Here is a 17,799-nt window from a genome sequence, read left to right on the forward strand (position 1 = left end):
TCCGGCGCGTGTCGAGACCGGCGTCCGTCAGAACGGAGGCGGTGCGTCCTCGAAGCGCGGGCCCGGCGGGGCGCCGGCGAGGGCCGGTGGGCGGATCGTGACGAGGCGGCCGGTGGGGGTGGTCCAGACGATGCTGCCGTCCGGGTGGGGGACGTAGGTCCACCGGTCGCCGTGGCGGACGTGGTGGTGCGACGTGCAGAGGCAGACGAGGTTGTCGAGGGACGTCTCGCCGCCGTTGCGCCATTCGAGAGTGTGGTCCGCCTCCGCCCTCGAGGCGGTGCGGGTGCAGCCGGGGAAGCGGCAGGTCTGGTCGCGCAGCTGGAGGTGCAGACGCATCTGCGATGGCGGGACGCGGTAGGTGCGGCCGACGGACCTCACGGCGCGGGTGTCCGGATCGGTGAGCACGCGGGTGAACGACGCGCCGGTCGAGACCAGGGCGCGGGCGAGGTCGGCGGGGATGAGGCCGTAGCCGTCGAGGTCCGCTGGCGCGTCGTCGAGGCCGACGGCGGTGGATGCGGCGAGCGTGAGGCGCACCTCGGCACGGATGCCGGGCACGTACGACGAAGGCATCTGAGGGCCGTCGCCTGCGGGTGTGGTGCCGGCGATGTCGCCGTCACGCAGCAGATCGGTGAAGACGTCCGCCTTCAGCTGCGCCAGCGTGCGCTCGTCGCCACCCTCTCGGAGACTGCGGGCGATGCGGTCGACGCGCTCGCCGATGCCCATCGCGTCCGGCGCCGGCAGCAGGGCGCAGAGCGTCGCCATCCCGTCGACCTCCGGCGAGACCCAAACGGCGCGGTCCTGCCGGGCGCGGACATGCCGCTGGGCGAGCGGCTCCTCGTGCAGCTCGTCGCGGAGCCGGGCGACGATCCTCCTCAGCTGCGTCGGCGTGACCTCCGGTGCGACCTCGGCGGCGCGCTCGTCGAACCGGGCGCGGGAGCCGGGAGGCAGGGTGGCGGCGGTCGCGCAGACGATCTCGCTCGACTCCCACAGCAGCCGGCCCTCGGCCAGCAGGGCGCGGGTGCGGGGGAGGTCCTCGACGAGCAGCCGGGCGTGCTCGAGGACCGTCTCGGTCGCTCGCGCGGACAGGCGGAGCTTGACCGCGAACTCGGCGCGGATGGACCGCTCGACCAGGGTGCGCGCTTCGCTGCGGGAGAGCGAGTTCCCGCGGGCGAAGGCGTCGGGGACGGTGACGGCCGCGCGGTAGGCGAGGTGCAGGGTCTGCGCGCGGGTGAGGAGAAGCTGTGCGGAGGTGCGTCCGATCTCCGCGGCGATGTCGGTCAGCGCGTCGACGGCCGAGAGTGCGCTCGGCTGTCCTGCCGCTCCCGGGTCGCTGTGCTCATCCATACGCGTATTGAACCAGGGACCACCGACACCCGAGCGGCCATCGGGCGGAACCCTCGGACAACTCCGCGAGATCGGATCTGTGGAGGAGAGCGCTACTCCCGCCGCTACTCCCGCCGCCACTCCTCGAGGAACTCGGCGGTCGTCTTCGTCTCGAGCTCCAGCTCGATCTGACCGAGCAGGACGTAGGGGTCGCCGATGTCGGCGGGCGTGCGGATGATCTCGGCACCGGTGTCGAGGCGGGTGATCACGAGGTCGTGCGTCGTCATCACGCCGCCGCCGAGCAGGGCGTCGATCGTCATCCGGAGCCAGGTCAGCGACCGGGGCCGCAGCTGGGCGCCCAGGTACTCGGCCGCGACCTCGCGCTCGCCGTCGTCGTCCCGCCCGTCGTCCTCGTTCACGCCGTCACTGTAGCGAGCGCCCTGCACGGCTCGGCGTCAGTGGCGCACCTGGAACCAGCGGATCAGCTCGCGCAGCGCCGGCAACGTCGCGCTCGCGTCGACGTCGGTGTCGATGTCCTCGAAGGTGCTGCGGTAGCCGGGCAGCTCGGTCGTCATCGAGTCGGTGATCGCCTCGTACGCCATCGTCCACGAGGGGAACAGCCGGTGCGCCGGCGTCTCCTCGAGCAGCACGCGCAGACCGGCGTGCCGGGGGTCGTCGGCGATGATCGCCATCCGCTCGCGCAGCGTCGCGTCCGGCCCCTCGAGCAGCTGCAGGAACCGGCCGTCGCGGAACAGCAGGATGCCGGTCAGGCCGAGGCGCTCGTTGTTCGCGCGGCACTGCTCGAGCAGCGCGGGCAGGTCCGCCTCCTCGAGACCGGCGGCGGTGTGGCTCGCGTAGACGATGGAGCGGAGGTCGTCGTCCTGGGACGGGCGAGCAGCGGAGTCGGACATGACGCCATCCCATCAGGGGTGCGGGGAGACGGCAGCCCCCTGCCCTGATCCGCGCGGCCCTGCTATGCGTCGCGCCAGGAGGCCTCACAGCAGGTCCGTGCCGCCCGTCCGCCGCAGCGCCCTGCGGGCAAGAGCCCAGCCGAGCAGCCCCAGCCAGAACCACGCGGCGCCGAGAACGACGACGGCGCCGCTCTGCACCGCGAGCGCGCCGGTCCACCCCTCGTCGAGCAGGGTCCGCAGGGCGTCGGAGGCGTACCCCAGCGGCAGCACCCGAGCGACGGCCTCGACGACCAGCGGCAGCTCGCCGACCGGCGCCACGACTCCGCCGAGGACGGTCAGGACCGCCGTGAACGGCCCGACCCAGGCGAGCCCGTCGCGCGAGCGGACGCCGAGCACCCCGACCGCGAACCCGCAGCCGCTGCCGGCGAGGGCGGCGCAGCCCGCGAGTGCGATCGTGCCGGCGGCGACCTGCCACGGGACGCCCTGCCCGAACAGCAGGAGGGCCCAGACCAGGGAGACGAGGCCCGCGGCGAACCCGACGACCGCCGCCGCGAGCGCGACCCCACTCCAGAGCAGGACAGCCGGACGGGTGCTGAGCAGCACGGTTCCGAGCACCGCATCGTGCCGCATGCGGATGAGCGACACCGTGACGGCGTCGACGGCGGTCAGGGTGGCGAGCAGGAGACTCGCACCCGCGCCGACCACGATCGACGGCGCCGAGACAGCAGCGAAGTACAGCACCTGCAGCACCGGCCCGACGACGACCGCGACCAGGAGCGTCCGCCGCGTCCGCGTGGCGTCGAACGACCGCAGCGCAACCACGATCGACGCCGCCACGAGCCCGCTCACGACAGCGCCAGCGTCCCGGCGAGCCGCGCCCGCCGCAGGGCCGTCCGCAGAATCAGGCGGGCCAGCAGCAAGGAGAGCAGAGACGTGATCAGCCCCTGCGCGCTCCAGAGCGCGATGACGTCGCCGGACGCGTCGCCCGAGACTCCGGCGTGCAGGATCTGCACCGCACCGGTCAGCGGATCGACGACCCCGAGCAGCTGCAGCGGCACCGGCAGCTGCGCTCGGTCGATCACGGTGCCGGAGAGGAGAAGGACGGGAGCGACGAGGACCGGTTCGTAGACCGTCGCGTGCGGTGTCAGCACGAACAGGCCGGACAGCACGAGCGCGGTCGTCCCGCACGCGGCGAGGAGCAGGACCAGCCCGAGGGCGATGAGTGCGGGGGAGCGCGGCGCGGACCCGCTGCCGAGCAGCCACGAGGCGACGACCGCGGCGGGGATCGACAGCAGCCCGACGCCGGCGCAGGCGAGTGAGATCGGCGCGAGCGCACCGCCCAGCGGCCGAGGGGTCAGCGCGATCTGCTCCAGCGTCCCCTGCGACCGCTGGTAGCCGAGTATCCCGACCGCCGCCGCGGTCACCGTCCAGACGCCGACAACGGCTCCATCGACTCCCAGCGCCGGCCCGCCCCGACCCGCCTGGACGCGCAGGACGACGAAGACGACCGGTGCGATCAGAGCGGCCTGGACGAAGTAGGCGTTGCGGAGCAGCAGCCGCAGATGGAAGGCGCCCTCCTGCAGCCCCCCGATCACTCCCGCCCTCCTCGGCACCGGTCGACGAGGGCGAGGTAGCCCTCCTCGAGGGTCGCCGACCGGGTGGTCCAGGTCCCGGTCGGGACGTCGGTGACGACGGCCGCCAGGGCGCGCAGGTCGGGCTGCGAGGAGTCCCAGCCGACGACCACGACGGGCCGACCGGCGATGCTGTCGGAGCGGACCGAGCGGACACCGTCGAGCGCGGAGAGACGGTCCGCGAGCTCCGCGGTGAGTGCTGGAGCGGCGAGGGTCGTCACCTCGCCGAGCCCGCCCGCGGCGGCGATGTCCTGCGGTCGCCCCGCCGCGCGGATCCGGCCGTCGAGGAGGACGAGGCTCCGGTCCGACAGCTCCTCCGCCTCGTGCAGGTGGTGGGTGGTCAGAACGACGCCCCGCCCGTCCCGGCGCAGCTCGCGGACCAGGGCGCGGAGCGCGAGCGCCGCCTCCGGGTCCAGCCCCACCGTCGGCTCGTCGAGCAGGAGCAGCGGCGGCTCCGCCAGCAGCCCGCGGGCGAGGTGCAGCCGCTGGCGCATCCCGCGGGAGAACTCCTCGACGCGGTCGCCACGCCGCGCGCTGAGGTCGACCGCCGCGAGCACCTCGAGAATGCGGCTGTCCCTCCGCCGTCGCGGCACGCCCGCGAGAGACGCGAAGTACCGGAGGTTCTCGAGCGCGGTCGCGCGCAGAAAGAAGCCGCGCTCGCCGCCGAGGACGAGGGCGAGGAGGCGCCTCGCCTCGTCCGGCCTCGCGACGGCGTCGACCCCGTCGACCCGGATCGAGCCGCTCGTCGGCGTCAGCAGCGTCGCGATCATCCGCGCGAGCGTCGTCTTCCCGGCGCCGTTCGGCCCGAGGAGCGCGACGACCTCGCCGGCCTCGACCCGGAGGTTCACGCCGCGGACGGCCCAGGATGCCTCCGGCCCGGTGCCGAATCGGCGCGATACGGATTCGACGTCGAGCAGGGGTACGCCCTGATCCGTCGTGCCGGTCCTGCCCATCGTCCGCCCTTCGCCGCGGAACAGCGTTCCCCTTCTCCGCTCCCCAGTCCGCATCGGTGGCGCTCGCTGAAGACCGTGGCGGCGGGCGGCGCCCATGCCTTCGAGCCCGCTCAGCCCGCGCGCCGAAACCTCACCGAAAGCAAATTGTTCACGGTAACATCGCGCCCAGTACCGATCTCAACGACGAGAGGCTCCACCAATGACGACGAGACGACGACTCCCGATCGCGGCGGCGGCGGTGATGGCGCTGACGGCGGGACTGCTCGCGGTCGGCCCGACCGCGCAGGCCGCGCCGGCCGCCTCCCTCGACAGCGCGAAGGTGCTCGAGCTGCCCTTCGACGGCAGCATCACCGACACCAGCGGTCGCGGCAACACGGTCGGGATGCAGAAGGGCACCGCCGCGTACGGCACCGGCCTCGCCGGCCAGGCCTTCGAGTTCACCGGCGGCAACGCGGTGTCGCTCGGCACCGACGCCCGCCTCCAGCCCGCCGACCTGACGGTCTCGTTCTGGTACAAGCCGACCGCGGCGATGACCGGCGAGCAGGTCTTCACCTGGAGCAAGACCGCCTACAACTCGGACGGCTGGTACCTCACCTCCGAGAGCGACGCGACGCCGCTCGCGCTCTCGATCGGCCCCGCGACCGGCCAGCCCTACAAGGTCGCGATCGACACCGCCCGCGCCGGCTTCTTCCCGACGAACGAGTGGACCCACGTCGTCGCCACCTACGACAAGGCGACCAAGCAGGTCGCCTTCTACCGCAACGGGGTCAAGCAGCCCACCGTCACGAAGTACGAGGCGAGCGGAGCGGCCACCGGCGTGCTCGGCTCCGAGGGCACCTCGACCAAGACCCTCGGCTTCAACGGACCGCAGTACAACGGCGCGCACCTGCGCGGGCTCCTCGACGACTACGTCCTCTACGGCGAGGTCGCCACGACCACCGACGTCGTCGCCCTGACGAAGGCGCACAACGCGGCCTTCGACCCGGCCGCCGTCGCGAAGGCCGACCTCGACGCCGTCACCCTGCCCGCGAGCACGAGCACCGGCTTCTCCGTGCCGACCCGCGGCGCGAAGGGCTCCGACCTCAGCTGGACCTCCTCCGACGAGTCCGCGATCGCGATCTCCGGCGGCACCGCCACGGTCACCCCGCCCACCGGCACCGCGACGACCGTCACCCTCACCGGCTCCTCGACCTACGGCGGCAGCACCGCCGTCACCCGCACCTTCACGATCCAGGTGCAGCCGAAGGGCGTGAAGAGCTCGAGCCACCTGCAGGAGGCGGGCCTCTCGGACGTCACCGTTCAGGACCCGTACCTCGACAACGGCGAGCAGCAGACCGTCGAGTACCTGCTCAGCCTCGACCCCGAGATGTTCCTGCACTCCTTCTACACGCAGGCCGGACTCACCCCGACCACGGCCGGCGGCTACGGCGGTTGGGAGCGCGAGAGCGGCACCCGGTTCCAGGGCCACTTCTTCGGCCACTACCTCTCCGGCCTCTCGCAGGCCTACGCGAGCGAGCAGGACCCGACCACGAAGGCCGCGCTGCTCGCGAAGCTCACCGCCTCCGTCGACGGCCTGAAGAAGGTCCAGGACGCCTACGCGCTGAAGGACCCGGCCAACGCCGGCTACGTCTCGCCGTTCCCGGTGAGCTACCTGCCCTCCGGCGCCGACGGCCTGCTGGTGCCGTTCTACAACCTGCACAAGGTGCTCGCGGGCCTGCTCGATGCGCACCAGTACGCGCCCAGCGCCGTGTCGGCGGAGGCGCTCGTCGTCGCCGACGGCTTCGGCAGCTGGATCACGACGTGGGCCGGCCGCCAAGCGAATCCGGGGCAGCTCCTCAACACGGAGTACGGCGGGATGAACGAGGCGCTCTACCGCCTCTACGAGACGACGCAGAAGCCGGCGCACAAGCGCGCGGCCGAGTACTTCGACGAGACCGCGCTCTTCCGGAAGCTCGCGAACAACGAGGACGTCCTCAACGGCCTGCACGCGAACACGACGATCCCCAAGCTGATCGGCGCGCTCAAGCGCTACACCCTCTTCACCGACGACCCGGCCCTGTACGCGACGCTGACCGCCACCGAGAAGGCGGACCTCGACATGTACCGCCGGGCCGCGGAGAACTTCTGGCGGATGGTCGACGAGAGCCACAGCTATGCGAACGGCGGCAACAGCCAGTCCGAGCACTTCCACGGCGCGGACACCCTCTACCAGTACGCGACCAACGGCCAGACGACCGGCTACGGCGAGAACTCGACCTCCGAGGGCTGCAACATCTACAACATGCTCAAGCTCACCCGGGCGCTGTTCCAGGTGACGAAGGACGTGAAGTACGCCGACTTCTACGAGAACGCGTTCATCAACGGCGTGCTCTCGGTGCAGAACCCGGAGACGGGCATGGTCACCTACTTCCAGCCGCAGACCGCGGGCTACGCGAAGGTGTTCGGCGAGGAGCACGACGAGTTCTGGTGCGACCACGGCACCGGCGTCGAGAGCTTCACCAAGCTCGGCGACTCGATCTACTTCGAGGGGCCGAAGACGGTCTACGTGAACCAGTTCCGCTCGTCGGTGCTGAGCTCGGGCGGCAGCAATCTGAAGGTGACGCAGACGGCCGACATCCCGAACACCGACACCGCGCGCTTCACGATCGCGGCGCTCGGAGCGGGAGCGGTCGCCGAGGGCACCACGCTGCGCCTGCGCATCCCGGCCTGGGTCGACGGAGCGCCGACGCTCACCGTGAACGGCGCCGTCCACGACGTCGCGGCGCTGACCGAGGGCGGCTACGCGGTCGTCCCGGTGGCGGCGGGCGACACCCTGACCTGGAAGCTCCCGGCCGCGGTCGCCGCGGTGGCGAACACCGAGAACGCGAACTGGACGGCCTTCACCTACGGGCCCGTCCTCCTCGCGACCGAGCTCAACCGGAACAACGTCGACGCCTCGTACCCCGCGGGCGTGCTCGTGCAGATGAGCGTCGCCGACAAGACGGTGAACTCGAACGTGATCGTCGCGAACGCGGCCGCGTGGACGTCCTCGGTGCAGCAGAACCTGCTCCGCCTGCCCAACGGGGCGAACGGCAACGGGACGACGACGATGCGCTTCGGCATGACGAACGTCGACGCCGCCTCCGAAGCCCGGATCTTCCAGCCGTACTACAGCCTCTACAACGCGCGCTACGCGACCTACATGACGCTCATCGCCCCCGACTCTCCGGAGGCGCAGGCGCTGATCCTCAAGGAGAAGCAGCAGCTGCGGGTGGAGGAGGCGACGATCGACTCGCTCACGTCGTTCGACAACAACAACAGCGAGGCCGACAAGAACTACAAGTACAACCGCTCGTCGGTCGGCACCTGGCGCGGCGAGGGCTACCGCGACGGCGAGCGGTCGGCCGACGCGTACTTCCAGTACGACATGATCGTCGACCCGACGCTGCCGAAGAACCACCTCGGCGTCCGCTACTACGGCGGCGACGCGGGGCGCACCTTCGACGTCTACCTCAACGACGTGAAGCTCAAGACCGAGGTGGTCTCGGGCGCCGCGGGCGCGCTGAACTGGTACGTGCAGTACGACGAGATCCCGCGCTCGGTGCTCGACGGCATCGCGGCGAAGGACAGCTACAAGAGGAACCAGGCCGGGGCGTACGTCCTCGACGCGCAGGGCGACAAGGTGCCGAAGGTGACCGTGCGCTTTCAGGGCACCGGCACGGCGAGCAATGTTGGCGGCGTCTTCGGCGTCTCCACGACGGAGTCGACCGGGTTCGCGACGAACGCGGAGCTGTCCAAGCTGACCTCGTCCGTGGGCACGCTCTCGCCGGCGCTCGCCGCCGGGGTGCGCGATCTGACGCTGACCGTGCCGGTCTCGACGACGAGCGTCGCGCTCGATCTCGACCCGGCCGTGGCCAGCGGACTGGTGAAGGTCGACGGCGTGCTGATCGACGACACCGTCGCCCGGACCGTGACCCTCGCGGCCTCGGGGACCACGAACGTCGTGATCACCTCCTCCGCGCAGGACCACACGACGCTCGCGACCTACCGGCTCGCGATCGTCCGGGCCGCTCCGGCCGCCGTGATCGACCTGACGGTCTCGGCCACGACGCGCTGCGTCGCCGGCAAGGTCGTCCTGACGACGACGGCCCGCAACGACTCGACGGCGACCGCGGCGATCTCGATCGCCACGCCGTACGCCACGAAGTCCTACCCGGGCATCGCGGCGGGCAAGAGCGCGACGCAGGCCGACACCACCCGTGCCGTCTCCATCCCGGCCGGCACCGCGACCGTCACCGCGACGGCCACGATCGACGGGGCGGCGGTGACGACGACGAAGGCGGCCCCCTACTCCGCCCGCGCCTGCGGCTGACCCCGCGCCGGCTCCCTCCGCGAGATGCCACTTGTGCACGCTTTTCACGGCGTGTCGCGTACCCAAGTGGCATCTCGCGGCGGGGATCAGGGCGTGGGGAGGCGCCGGGCGTTACCTATTCGTTACACATCTCGACCAAACCAGCACCACACTGCGAACGGGCAGGTCAAGGGCGGACGATGACTCCCATGGAACAGACAGGGAAGACCCCGCGCGCACCGAAGCTGCGATTCATCGCGCTCGCGGCCGTCGCCGGCATCGTCGTCGCGGGCGTGCTGCTCGCGATCGCCGAGCTCGTCGCGCTCGTCGTCGCGAAGAACGCCAGCCCCGTGCTCGCCCTCGGGGCGTTCGTGGTCGACATCGTCCCGCGCCCGCTCAAGGAGTTCGCGATCGAGACGTTCGGCGCGAACGACAAGATCTTCCTGCTCGCGGGCATCGGCGTCGCCGTCCTGGTGGCCGCCGCCCTCGCCGGCGTGCTGCAGCTGATCCGCCCGCCGCTCGGCCAGATCCTGCTCGTGATCGCCGGCGGCCTGTCGATCGCCGCGATCGTCACCCGCACCGGAGCGACCGCGCTCTCCGCGGTGCCCACCCTCGTCGGCCTCGTCGTCGCCATGATCGTGATGCACCTCACCGTCTCGCGCCTGCGCCGCTGGCGCGCCGCCTCCACCGCCGAGAAGACCGGTGCCGCGCCCGCCGCCCGCCCGGTCGGCATCGAGCGCCGCGGCTTCTTCCGCGTCACCCTGATCGCCGCCGTCGGCGCCGCCGTGATCGGCGCCGGGGCCCGCGCCGTGAGCGCCGCCACCTCGTCGCTCGCCAGCGTCCGCGACGCCCTGCGCCTGCCCAGCCCGCGCAGCACCGTGTCGGTGCCCGCCGGCGCCGACCTCGGGATCGACGGCCTCACCCCGCTCTACACGCCCAACGCCGACTTCTACCGCGTCGACACTGCGCTGACCGTGCCCTCGATCGACCCCTCCACCTGGTCGCTGAAGATCTCCGGCATGGTCGACCAGGAGGTCACGATGTCGCTGCAGGACATCTTCGACATGGGCCTGGACGAGTACGGCATCACCATGACCTGCGTCTCGTACCAGGTCGGCGGCGACCTCGTCGGCAACGCCAAGTGGCTCGGCGTCCCGCTCCGCGACGTGCTGAAGAAGGCCGGCGTGCAGAGCGGCGCCGACATGCTGCTCTCCACCAGCGTCGACGGCTACACCGCCAGCACCCCGCTCTCCGCCGTCACCGACGAGAACCTCGACGCGATCCTCGCCGTCGGCATGAACGGCGAGGCGCTGCCCTTCGAGCACGGCTTCCCGGTGCGGATGGTCGTCCCCGGCCTCTACGGCTACGTCTCCGCCACCAAGTGGCTGACCGAGCTGAAGGTCACGACCTTCGCCGCCGACGAGGCCTACTGGACCCCGCGCGGCTACGACGCCGAGGCCCCGATCAAGATGTCCTCGCGCATCGACACTCCGCGCATCGACGCCGCGATCCCTGCCGGAGCGACCAAGATCGCCGGAGTGGCGTGGGCGCAGACCACCGGCGTCGCCAAGGTCGAGGTCAGCATCGACGACGGCGACTGGCAGGAGGCGACGCTGTCGACCGCGGTCAACCTCGACACCTGGGTGCAGTGGTACGTCGACTGGGAGGCCGAGACCGGCGCCCACTACGTCGCGGTCCGCGCCACCGACGCCGACGGCATGCTCCAGATCGAGGACCGCGCCGGCGTCGCCCCGAACGGCTCCTCCGGCTGGCAGCGCACCCTCGTCCGCGTCAGCTGACGCCGAACCGGATCTCGACAGGCGCTCGGCGAGCGCTCCTCGATCGGCATGATTGCGCGAACGGACCCGCGATGGGCTTCGAGCGCTGAGCAGCGCCCCGCACGGGTCCGCTCGAAGGCACCGCTGCGGGCGAGTGGACCCGCAGCGGGCCCTGCACCTCTGCTGCACCCCGCCCCGCGTCCAGTCGTCCCTCGCCCGCGCCACGCCCTCGCCCGCTCGATCAGCAGGATCGCCCCATGCTGGTCGAGGAGCCGCGCAGCGGCGTATCGAGACCCGCCGGCTCAGGGGCGGAAGGTGGCCGCGTGGTGCTCGGGGGCGAGGTGAGGCCCGGTGCCGAGCATGCGCTCGCGGAAGGTGGCGCCGGTGGGCTCGGGGTCGAGGCGGCCGCGGCGGCGCAGCTCGGGCTGCACGAGCTCGATGAAGTCGCGCATCGAGGCGAGGCCGAAGACGGCCTCGAGCATGATGCCGTCGAGGTCGGTCTCGTCCATCATCCGCTCGAGCTCGTCGGCGACCTCGACCGGGTCGCCGGTGATCGCGAAGCCGCGGGTGCCCTTGCCCTTCAGCTCGTCGAGGATCTCGCGCACGGTCGGCACGGTGCCGTCCGGGCGGGTGAGGAAGCGGTCGATGTTGCTGGTGCCCATCTGGCCCGCCTGGCCGTCGAGGACCAGCTGCTCGGCGAGCGTCCGGTCGAGGTCGTAGGCCAGAAGATCCACGCCGGTGTTGCCGGCGTAGTAGTGCGCGGCCAGCTCATCCGTCTGCAGGGCGTCGAACTCGGCGCGCAGCTGCGCCGCCTCCGCCGAGGTCGGCGCGACGACGATCGTCACGCCCACCATCACCTTGATCGACGCCGGATCGCGGCCGTTCTCCGCGGCCCGGCGGCGGATGTCCACGATGTCCGCCGTGACCTTGCCGTACGTCGAGCCCTGCACGAACACGCACTCGGCGTTCTTCGCCGCGAAGGCGCGGCCCACCGGCGAGGTCCCGGCCTGGAAGAGCAGCGGCGAGCGCTGCGGCGACGGCGGCAGCGTGTGGTACCCGTGCGAGCGGTAGAACTCGCCCTCGTAGGCCACCGGCCGGATCCTCTCCGGGTCGGCGAAGACGTTGCGCTCGTGGTCGAGCACGATGACGTCGTCGTCGTTGCCGCCCTCCCAGAAGGAGAAGGCGACGTCGACGTACTCCTGCGCGGCGCGGTAGCGCTCGTCGTGCGGGACCATCGCGGACTGGCCGAGCATCGCGGCCATCGTGTTCTGCGAGGCGCCGGTGACGATGTTCCAGCCGATGCGCCCGCGCGTGACGTGGTCGAGGGTGGAGAACTTGCGCACGGCGTGCAGCGGGTGGTCGGCGCCGGTGGTGCTGGTGACCACGAAGTTCAGGCGCTCGGTGCCGACCGCGAGCGCGGGGATGAGGTACGCGCCGTCGAGCGCGAAGGTCATGCCGGCCTCGACGAGGACGTCGGAGAGCTCGCCGCGGCGCGAGGAGTAGCCGAAGGAGCCGCCGGCGAAGAAGAGGAAGTCGAAACCGGCGTCGTCGAGCAGCCGCGCCATCCGCTGCCAGTAGTCGATGTCCCGGAAGTCGCCGTCGCGGCTGCGCGGGTGCGACCAGCTGATGGTGCCGCCGACGTGCGGGGTCCCCGCTTCGAAGACTCCGAGGACGATCCGCTTCTGCATGCTCTCCCGCGTTCCGGCCGGCGTCCGCCGGCACTGCTCCGGGAACCCTAGCGAGCGCGCGTTTCGGGGCTGTTGCGGGGGGAGGGCGTGCGGGGGGCGGGGGGTCTCGATACGCCCGCTGCGCGGGCTACTCGACCAGCATGAATCGCGCGACCCGCATGGATCGCGCGACCACCATGAATCGCGCGGCCCGCATGGATGGCGCGGCAACCAGGGGGCGCGCAGCATGCTGGTCGAGTAGCCGCGCAGCGGCGTATCGAGACCCGCGCCGTCAGTCCGCGGAGACGCCGGTCAGGCCGAAGCGGAACTCCAGACGCCCGTCGAGGGGACGGACCTCGTACTCGGGGTGCGGGCGCGCGCCCCAGGAGTCGTCGCCCGCGACGCCGCGCCGCCGCAGCGCCGGGCGCAGCACCGTGCGCTGCACCGGCGGCAGCTCGTTCGGGTGCTGCGCGTTCTCGATCTCGTACGGCGTCCACGGCAGAGCCGAGAACTCCATCCCGCCGGCGCAGTCGACCCGCAGGCCGAAGCCCCCGTCGTCGGTCACCTCGGCCCAGCGCACTCCCGTGCGGCTGCCCGACTCCTGCGGCTTGAGGTACGGGGTCAGCTCGCGCGCGACGTCGCTCTCCCAGACGTCGAGCCGCGCGCCGAGCCGGCGGTCGGAGTAGCACTCGTCCGGTCCGTCGCCGTACCAGCGCAGCCGGTGGGCATCGGCGCCGGTGGTCAGCTGCATCCCGAACTCGGGCAGACCGGGCAGTCCGTCCGGCACCGTCATCGCGACGGTCACCTCGATCCGCCCGTCGCCCGTCACCCGGTAGTCGACGTCGCAGACCGCCCGCGGCGTGGTCGGCAGCTCGTAGCGGAAGCCGACGGTCACCGCGTGCTCGTCGACGGACACCCGCGCCGTCCGCAGCGCCTCGCCCGCGGCCCGCGCGTAGCGGCTCGCCAGGAGCCACTGCCCGTCCTCGAACGGGCCGCCCCAGCCGCGCTCGTTCGAGGTCGGCGCATGCCAGAAGGACGGCGTCGGGATCGAGGCGAGCAGCTCCCGGCCGCCCTCGGGCCCGCCGCCCCAGCGGTACGACATCAGCCCGCCGTGCAGTCGGGAGAAGAGGACGCTGAAGTGCTCGCCCACGACGCCCACGTTGTGGGTGCCGTCGATGAGCTCCGGCCGCGGCGCGTGCTCCGGCCGCGCACTCCCCGCCGCGACCTCGAGCACGTGCTGCCCGCGCGCGACGACGTGCCCCGCCGCCGCCCAGCGGGTGTCCTCGCGCAGCCGCAGCTCGACGTCGAGCGTGTACTCGCCCGGCAGCTCGGGCAGCGGCACCGGCTGCGGGAAGCTCGAGGACCCACCCGGCGCGACATCGGTCGCGAGCTCCCGCTCCGCGAGCACCCGTCCCTCCCGCCGCAGCACGACGACCGCCGCGTACGCGGAGGACGCGGTGGCCAGCAGCCGGTTCCCGATCACGATCTCCGACGCCGAGACATCGACGCGGAACGGCTGGTACAGGTGCGCGACCTCCTGCAGCTTCGGCGTCGGCGTGCGGTCGGCGAAGAGGATGCCGTTGCCGCTGAAGTCGCCGTCGTGCGGCGACTCCCCGCTGTCGCCGCCGTAGCCGAGGAACGGCACCCCGTGCCGGTCGGTCATCGCGACGGCCTGGTCCGCGAAGTCCCAGATGAAGCCGCCCTGGAACAGCGGCTCCCGCTCGGCCAGATCGAGGTAGCGGTCGACCGCGCCGAAGGAGTTGCCCATCGCGTGCGCGTACTCGCAGAGCAGGAACGGCTTGTCGCGGTGCTCCGCGAGGTACTGCTCGATCTCCGCCGCCGGCGTGTACATCTGGCTGACCACGTCGGTCGTCTCGGGGTAGCGGGAGTCCCAGTGCACCCCCTCGTAGTGCACCGGCCGGTCGTCGACCGCGCGGAACCAGTCGGCGAGATCGCGGAGGACGGTGCCGCCGAACGACTCGTTGCCGAGCGACCACATCACCACGCTCGGGTGGTTCTTGTCGCGCTCGCGCAGGCTCCGCGCCCGGTCCTGCAGCGCGGGGGCCCACCGGCCGTCGTCGCCGGGCACCGACTCGGCGAGCGGCGCGTCGAGATAGCGGACGCGGTCCCACAGCCCGTGCGTCTCGAGGTTCATCTCGTCGATCACGAGGAAGCCGTACTCGTCGGCGAGGTCGTAGAAGTAGGAGTTGTTCGGGTAGTGGCTGGTGCGGATCGCGTTGACGCCCACCCGCTTCAGGATCCGGAGGTCCTCCTCCGTCTGCGCCCGGTCGACGACGCGCCCCTGAAGGCCGAACTCGTGCCGGTTGACCCCGCGGAAGACGACCCGCCGCCCGTTGAGGCTGAGCACGCCGTCCTCGATCGCGAAGCGGCGGAGCCCGACGGTCTGCGGGATCACCTCGGTCACGGCGCCGTCCGCGTCCCGCACGCGCACCGTCAGGCGGTGCAGGTGCGGGTCCTCGGGGCTCCACAGCCGCGGCTCCGCGAGCCGGAGGCGGTGCACGCCGTCCGGGTCGAGCCGCAGCGGGCCGACGCCGTCGAGCTCGATCGTCGCCGAGCCCGCCCCGTCGAGCCGCAGCTCGACCGCGACCTCGGCGCCCTCGTCGTCGACCGTCGTCCGCACGCGGAGGTCTTCGACGTGCGCGCGCGGGCGGCGCAGCAGCACGACGTCGCGGAAGATCCCGGAGAAGCGGAAGAAGTCCTGGTCCTCGAGCCACGAGCCGGCGCTCCACTTGACCACCTGCGCGGCGAGCAGGTTCTCGCCGGGCAGCAGCGCGTCCGTCAGATCGAACTCGGCGGGCGAGAAGCTGTCGGCCGAGAAGCCGAGGTAGACGCCGTTCAGCCAGAGGGCGATCGTGCTCTCGGCGCCCCGGACGTCGAGCGCGATCCGCTCGCCGGGCGCGAGCGGCGCGTCCAGCGCGAAGGTCGTCCGGTAGGAGGCCGTCGGGTTGAAGCGCTCGGGAGCCTGCCCGGGCAGGATGCTCTCGCGCCCGTCCCAGGGGTACTGCGTGTTCACGTACTGCGGGCGGTCGTGGCCGTGCAGCTGGAGGTGCGCGGGCACGGGGATCAGCTCCCAGCCGCCCGCGTCGAACTCCGGCCGCTCGAAGCCGGCCGGCGCGTCCGCCGGCCGGGGCGCGCAGTGGATCCGCCACAGCCCGTTCAGCGACTGCTCGAACGAGCTGACGCCGGCCTGCGCCTCCTCCTCGGAGCGGAACCAGCGGTGGTCGGAGTGGGCCGGCCGCCGGTTCTCGGCGAAGAAGCCGGGGTCGGACAGCCGTGCGAGGTCGAACACGGCAGCAGGCGCGGCGGCGCCCGGGAGCTCCGCGAGGCTCACTTGATCGCTCCCGTGATGCCCTCGGCGAAGGAGCGCTGCAGGATCATGAAGACGATGACGGTGGGCACCGAGGCGAGGAAGACGGCGAGCATCAGCACGCCGTAGTCGACGACGTAGCCGGCGCTGAGGTTCGAGATCAGCATCGGCATGGTCTGGAAGTCGTTGTTGACCAGGATGACCTTGGGCCAGAGGAAGTTGTTCCAGGCTGTCATGAAGGTGATGACGGCGGCCGCGGCATAGGTCGAGCGCATCGACGGCAGGTAGATCCGGGCGAAGATCCCGAGCTCGCTGACCCCGTCGATCCGCGCGGCCTCGATGATCTCGTAGGGGAACGAGCGCGAGGCCTGGCGGAAGAGCAGGATCAGGAACGGGGTGGAGACCGCCGGGATGATGACCGCGGCGAGCGAGTTGATCATCCCGACCTCGGCGAAGACCTGGAAGAGCGGGATCATCGTGGCCGCGAACGGGATCATGATCGCGATCAGGAGGACCGCCATCACCAGGTCCTTCGCCCGCGAGTGGAAGACCTCGAACCCGTAGCCGGCGATCGAGCAGACGATCAGCGCGAGCACGGTGGTGCCCACCGCGACGGTCGTCGAGTTCCACAGCGCCGCACCGACGTCCTGCAGCTCGAGCAGACCGGCCAGGTTGTCGAAGAGCGCCAGGCCAGGGAGCATCCGCGAGTCGAGCACGTCCTGGCTGGTGTTCGTGGCCGAGACGGCCATGAAGTAGAGCGGGAAGATCGAGAAGACCGCGAAGACCGAGAGGAAGAGGTACTTCGGCAGACCGCGCAGCCGCGAGGACAAGGGCGCCGTGCGGACGGGCACGGTGGTGCTCGGGGCGACGGACTCGACGTCCTCGATCGCGGGCAGGGTGCTGACGCGCTCAATCACGCTTGTCACCGACTTTCAGCTGGACGAACGCGAGGACCGCGACGAGGAGGAGGATCACGTAGGAGAGCGCGGAGGCGTAGCCGAAGTTCGGGTTCTTCAGGAACGAGACCTCGTAGAGGTAGTGCGACATCGACATGGTCGTGTAGGCCGGACCGCCCCGGGTCAGCGCCCACGACTCGTCGAAGAGCTGCAGCGTCCCGTTCGTCGACATGATCGCGGTGAGCAGGATGATCGGCTTCAGCTGCGGGATCGTGACGTGCCAGAAGGTCTGCAGCGCGCTCGCGCCGTCCATCCGCGCGGCCTCGATGCTCGAGTAGTCGACGTTCTGCAGCGCCGCCAGGTAGAAGACCATGTTGTAGCCGGTCCAGCGCCAGAGCAGGCCGAGGATGATGACGAAGCGGCCGGTGTCGGGATTGCCGAGCCAGTTGATCGGCGAGTCCATCAGGCCGATGCCCATCAGCACGTCGTTGACGAAGCCGTCGTTGGCGAAGATCGTGCGGAAGACCAGCGAGTACGCGACGAGGGAGACGGCGCACGGCAGGAAGATCGCGGTGCGCCAGAAGGTCTTGAACTTGAGGTTCCGGCTGTTGAGCACATTGGCGAGCACGAGCGCCATGATCAGCATCACCGGCACCTGGATGATCAGGTAGATGAAGGTGTTCTGCAGCGTCAGCCGGAAGATCTCGTCCTGCAGCAGTCGCTCGTAGTTCAGCCAGAACGGCTGCGCGTAGCTGAGGTTCGCCCCGCGCCCGGTCTGCAGCGAGAGCAGGAACGCCTGGATCATCGGCAGGAAGCTGACCAGGAAGATCAGCAGCGCCGCCGGCAGGAGGAAGGCCCAGCCGGTGAGGCTGCGGCGGCGCTCGCCGGTCAGGCGGATCGGGCGGCTGCGGAGATCGCGCTGCGGCCGGGGTGGGACGCGCAGGCGCGGGCGCGGAGGGGCGGAGGTCGACACGGGCGGGCT

Annotated in this window: 12 protein-coding genes; 2 read left to right on the top strand and 10 right to left on the bottom strand. The window is 71.5% G+C overall.

Annotated features, from left to right (window positions below; translation table 11 throughout):
• Positions 1 to 27: 27 nt before the first annotated feature.
• The 6 genes from GTU73_RS02915 to GTU73_RS02940 form a co-directional block, all read right to left on the bottom strand.
• On the bottom strand, positions 28 to 1,344 hold the full coding sequence (locus tag GTU73_RS02915; protein WP_160086829.1) for an HNH endonuclease signature motif containing protein: 1,317 nt from the start codon (positions 1,342 to 1,344) through the stop codon (positions 28 to 30).
• A 104-nt stretch (positions 1,345 to 1,448) separates the two neighbouring features.
• A complete protein-coding gene (locus GTU73_RS02920; RefSeq protein ID WP_160086831.1) occupies positions 1,449 to 1,742 on the bottom strand; it encodes a hypothetical protein in 294 nt (97 codons plus the stop codon).
• A gap of 36 nt (positions 1,743 to 1,778) precedes the next feature.
• Complete coding sequence (locus tag GTU73_RS02925; protein ID WP_160086833.1) at positions 1,779 to 2,234, bottom strand: BLUF domain-containing protein; 456 nt, start codon at positions 2,232 to 2,234, stop codon at positions 1,779 to 1,781.
• 84 nt (positions 2,235 to 2,318) lie between these two features.
• Entirely contained in the window at positions 2,319 to 3,083 is a 765-nt protein-coding gene (locus GTU73_RS02930) for an ABC transporter permease (protein ID WP_160086834.1), read from the bottom strand.
• The gene (locus tag GTU73_RS02935; RefSeq protein ID WP_160086836.1) at positions 3,080 to 3,829 is read right to left on the bottom strand and encodes an ABC transporter permease; all 750 of its coding nucleotides are present in this window, start codon (positions 3,827 to 3,829) and stop codon (positions 3,080 to 3,082) included. The genes GTU73_RS02930 and GTU73_RS02935 overlap by 4 nt, the downstream gene beginning before the upstream one ends.
• The gene (locus GTU73_RS02940; RefSeq protein WP_160086838.1) at positions 3,826 to 4,713 is read right to left on the bottom strand and encodes an ABC transporter ATP-binding protein; all 888 of its coding nucleotides are present in this window, start codon (positions 4,711 to 4,713) and stop codon (positions 3,826 to 3,828) included. Before GTU73_RS02940 ends, GTU73_RS02935 begins: the two co-directional genes overlap by 4 nt.
• 304 nt (positions 4,714 to 5,017) lie before the next feature.
• Here GTU73_RS02940 and GTU73_RS02945 point away from each other — a divergent pair, with 304 nt between their 5' ends.
• Complete coding sequence (locus GTU73_RS02945) at positions 5,018 to 9,169, top strand: beta-L-arabinofuranosidase domain-containing protein (protein WP_160086840.1); 4,152 nt, start codon at positions 5,018 to 5,020, stop codon at positions 9,167 to 9,169.
• A gap of 188 nt (positions 9,170 to 9,357) precedes the next feature.
• Positions 9,358 to 10,947, top strand: coding sequence for a molybdopterin-dependent oxidoreductase (locus GTU73_RS02950; RefSeq protein ID WP_160086842.1), 1,590 nt, complete (start codon positions 9,358 to 9,360; stop codon positions 10,945 to 10,947).
• A gap of 281 nt (positions 10,948 to 11,228) precedes the next feature.
• Here the strand turns inward: GTU73_RS02950 and GTU73_RS02955 are convergent, their stop codons facing one another.
• The 4 genes from GTU73_RS02955 to GTU73_RS02970 all read right to left on the bottom strand — a co-directional run bounded on the left by GTU73_RS02955 (position 11,229) and on the right by GTU73_RS02970 (position 17,790).
• On the bottom strand, positions 11,229 to 12,614 hold the full coding sequence (locus tag GTU73_RS02955) for an NtaA/DmoA family FMN-dependent monooxygenase (protein WP_160086844.1): 1,386 nt from the start codon (positions 12,612 to 12,614) through the stop codon (positions 11,229 to 11,231).
• Between the two features lie 271 nt (positions 12,615 to 12,885).
• Positions 12,886 to 15,903 carry a glycoside hydrolase family 2 TIM barrel-domain containing protein gene (locus tag GTU73_RS02960; protein ID WP_160086846.1) on the bottom strand — a complete coding sequence of 1,006 codons (3,018 nt, stop codon included), beginning with the start codon at positions 15,901 to 15,903 and terminating at the stop codon, positions 12,886 to 12,888.
• A 38-nt stretch (positions 15,904 to 15,941) separates the two neighbouring features.
• A complete protein-coding gene (locus tag GTU73_RS02965; RefSeq protein ID WP_244231746.1) occupies positions 15,942 to 16,838 on the bottom strand; it encodes a carbohydrate ABC transporter permease in 897 nt (298 codons plus the stop codon).
• Positions 16,831 to 17,790 (bottom strand): sugar ABC transporter permease, encoded by a 960-nt coding sequence (locus GTU73_RS02970; RefSeq protein ID WP_244231747.1) that lies wholly within the window; start codon positions 17,788 to 17,790, stop codon positions 16,831 to 16,833. The genes GTU73_RS02965 and GTU73_RS02970 overlap by 8 nt, the downstream gene beginning before the upstream one ends.
• Positions 17,791 to 17,799: the final 9 nt, after the last annotated feature.

It is taken from the genome of Rathayibacter sp. VKM Ac-2804, from assembly GCF_009866655.1.
GTDB lineage: Bacteria > Actinomycetota > Actinomycetes > Actinomycetales > Microbacteriaceae > Rathayibacter.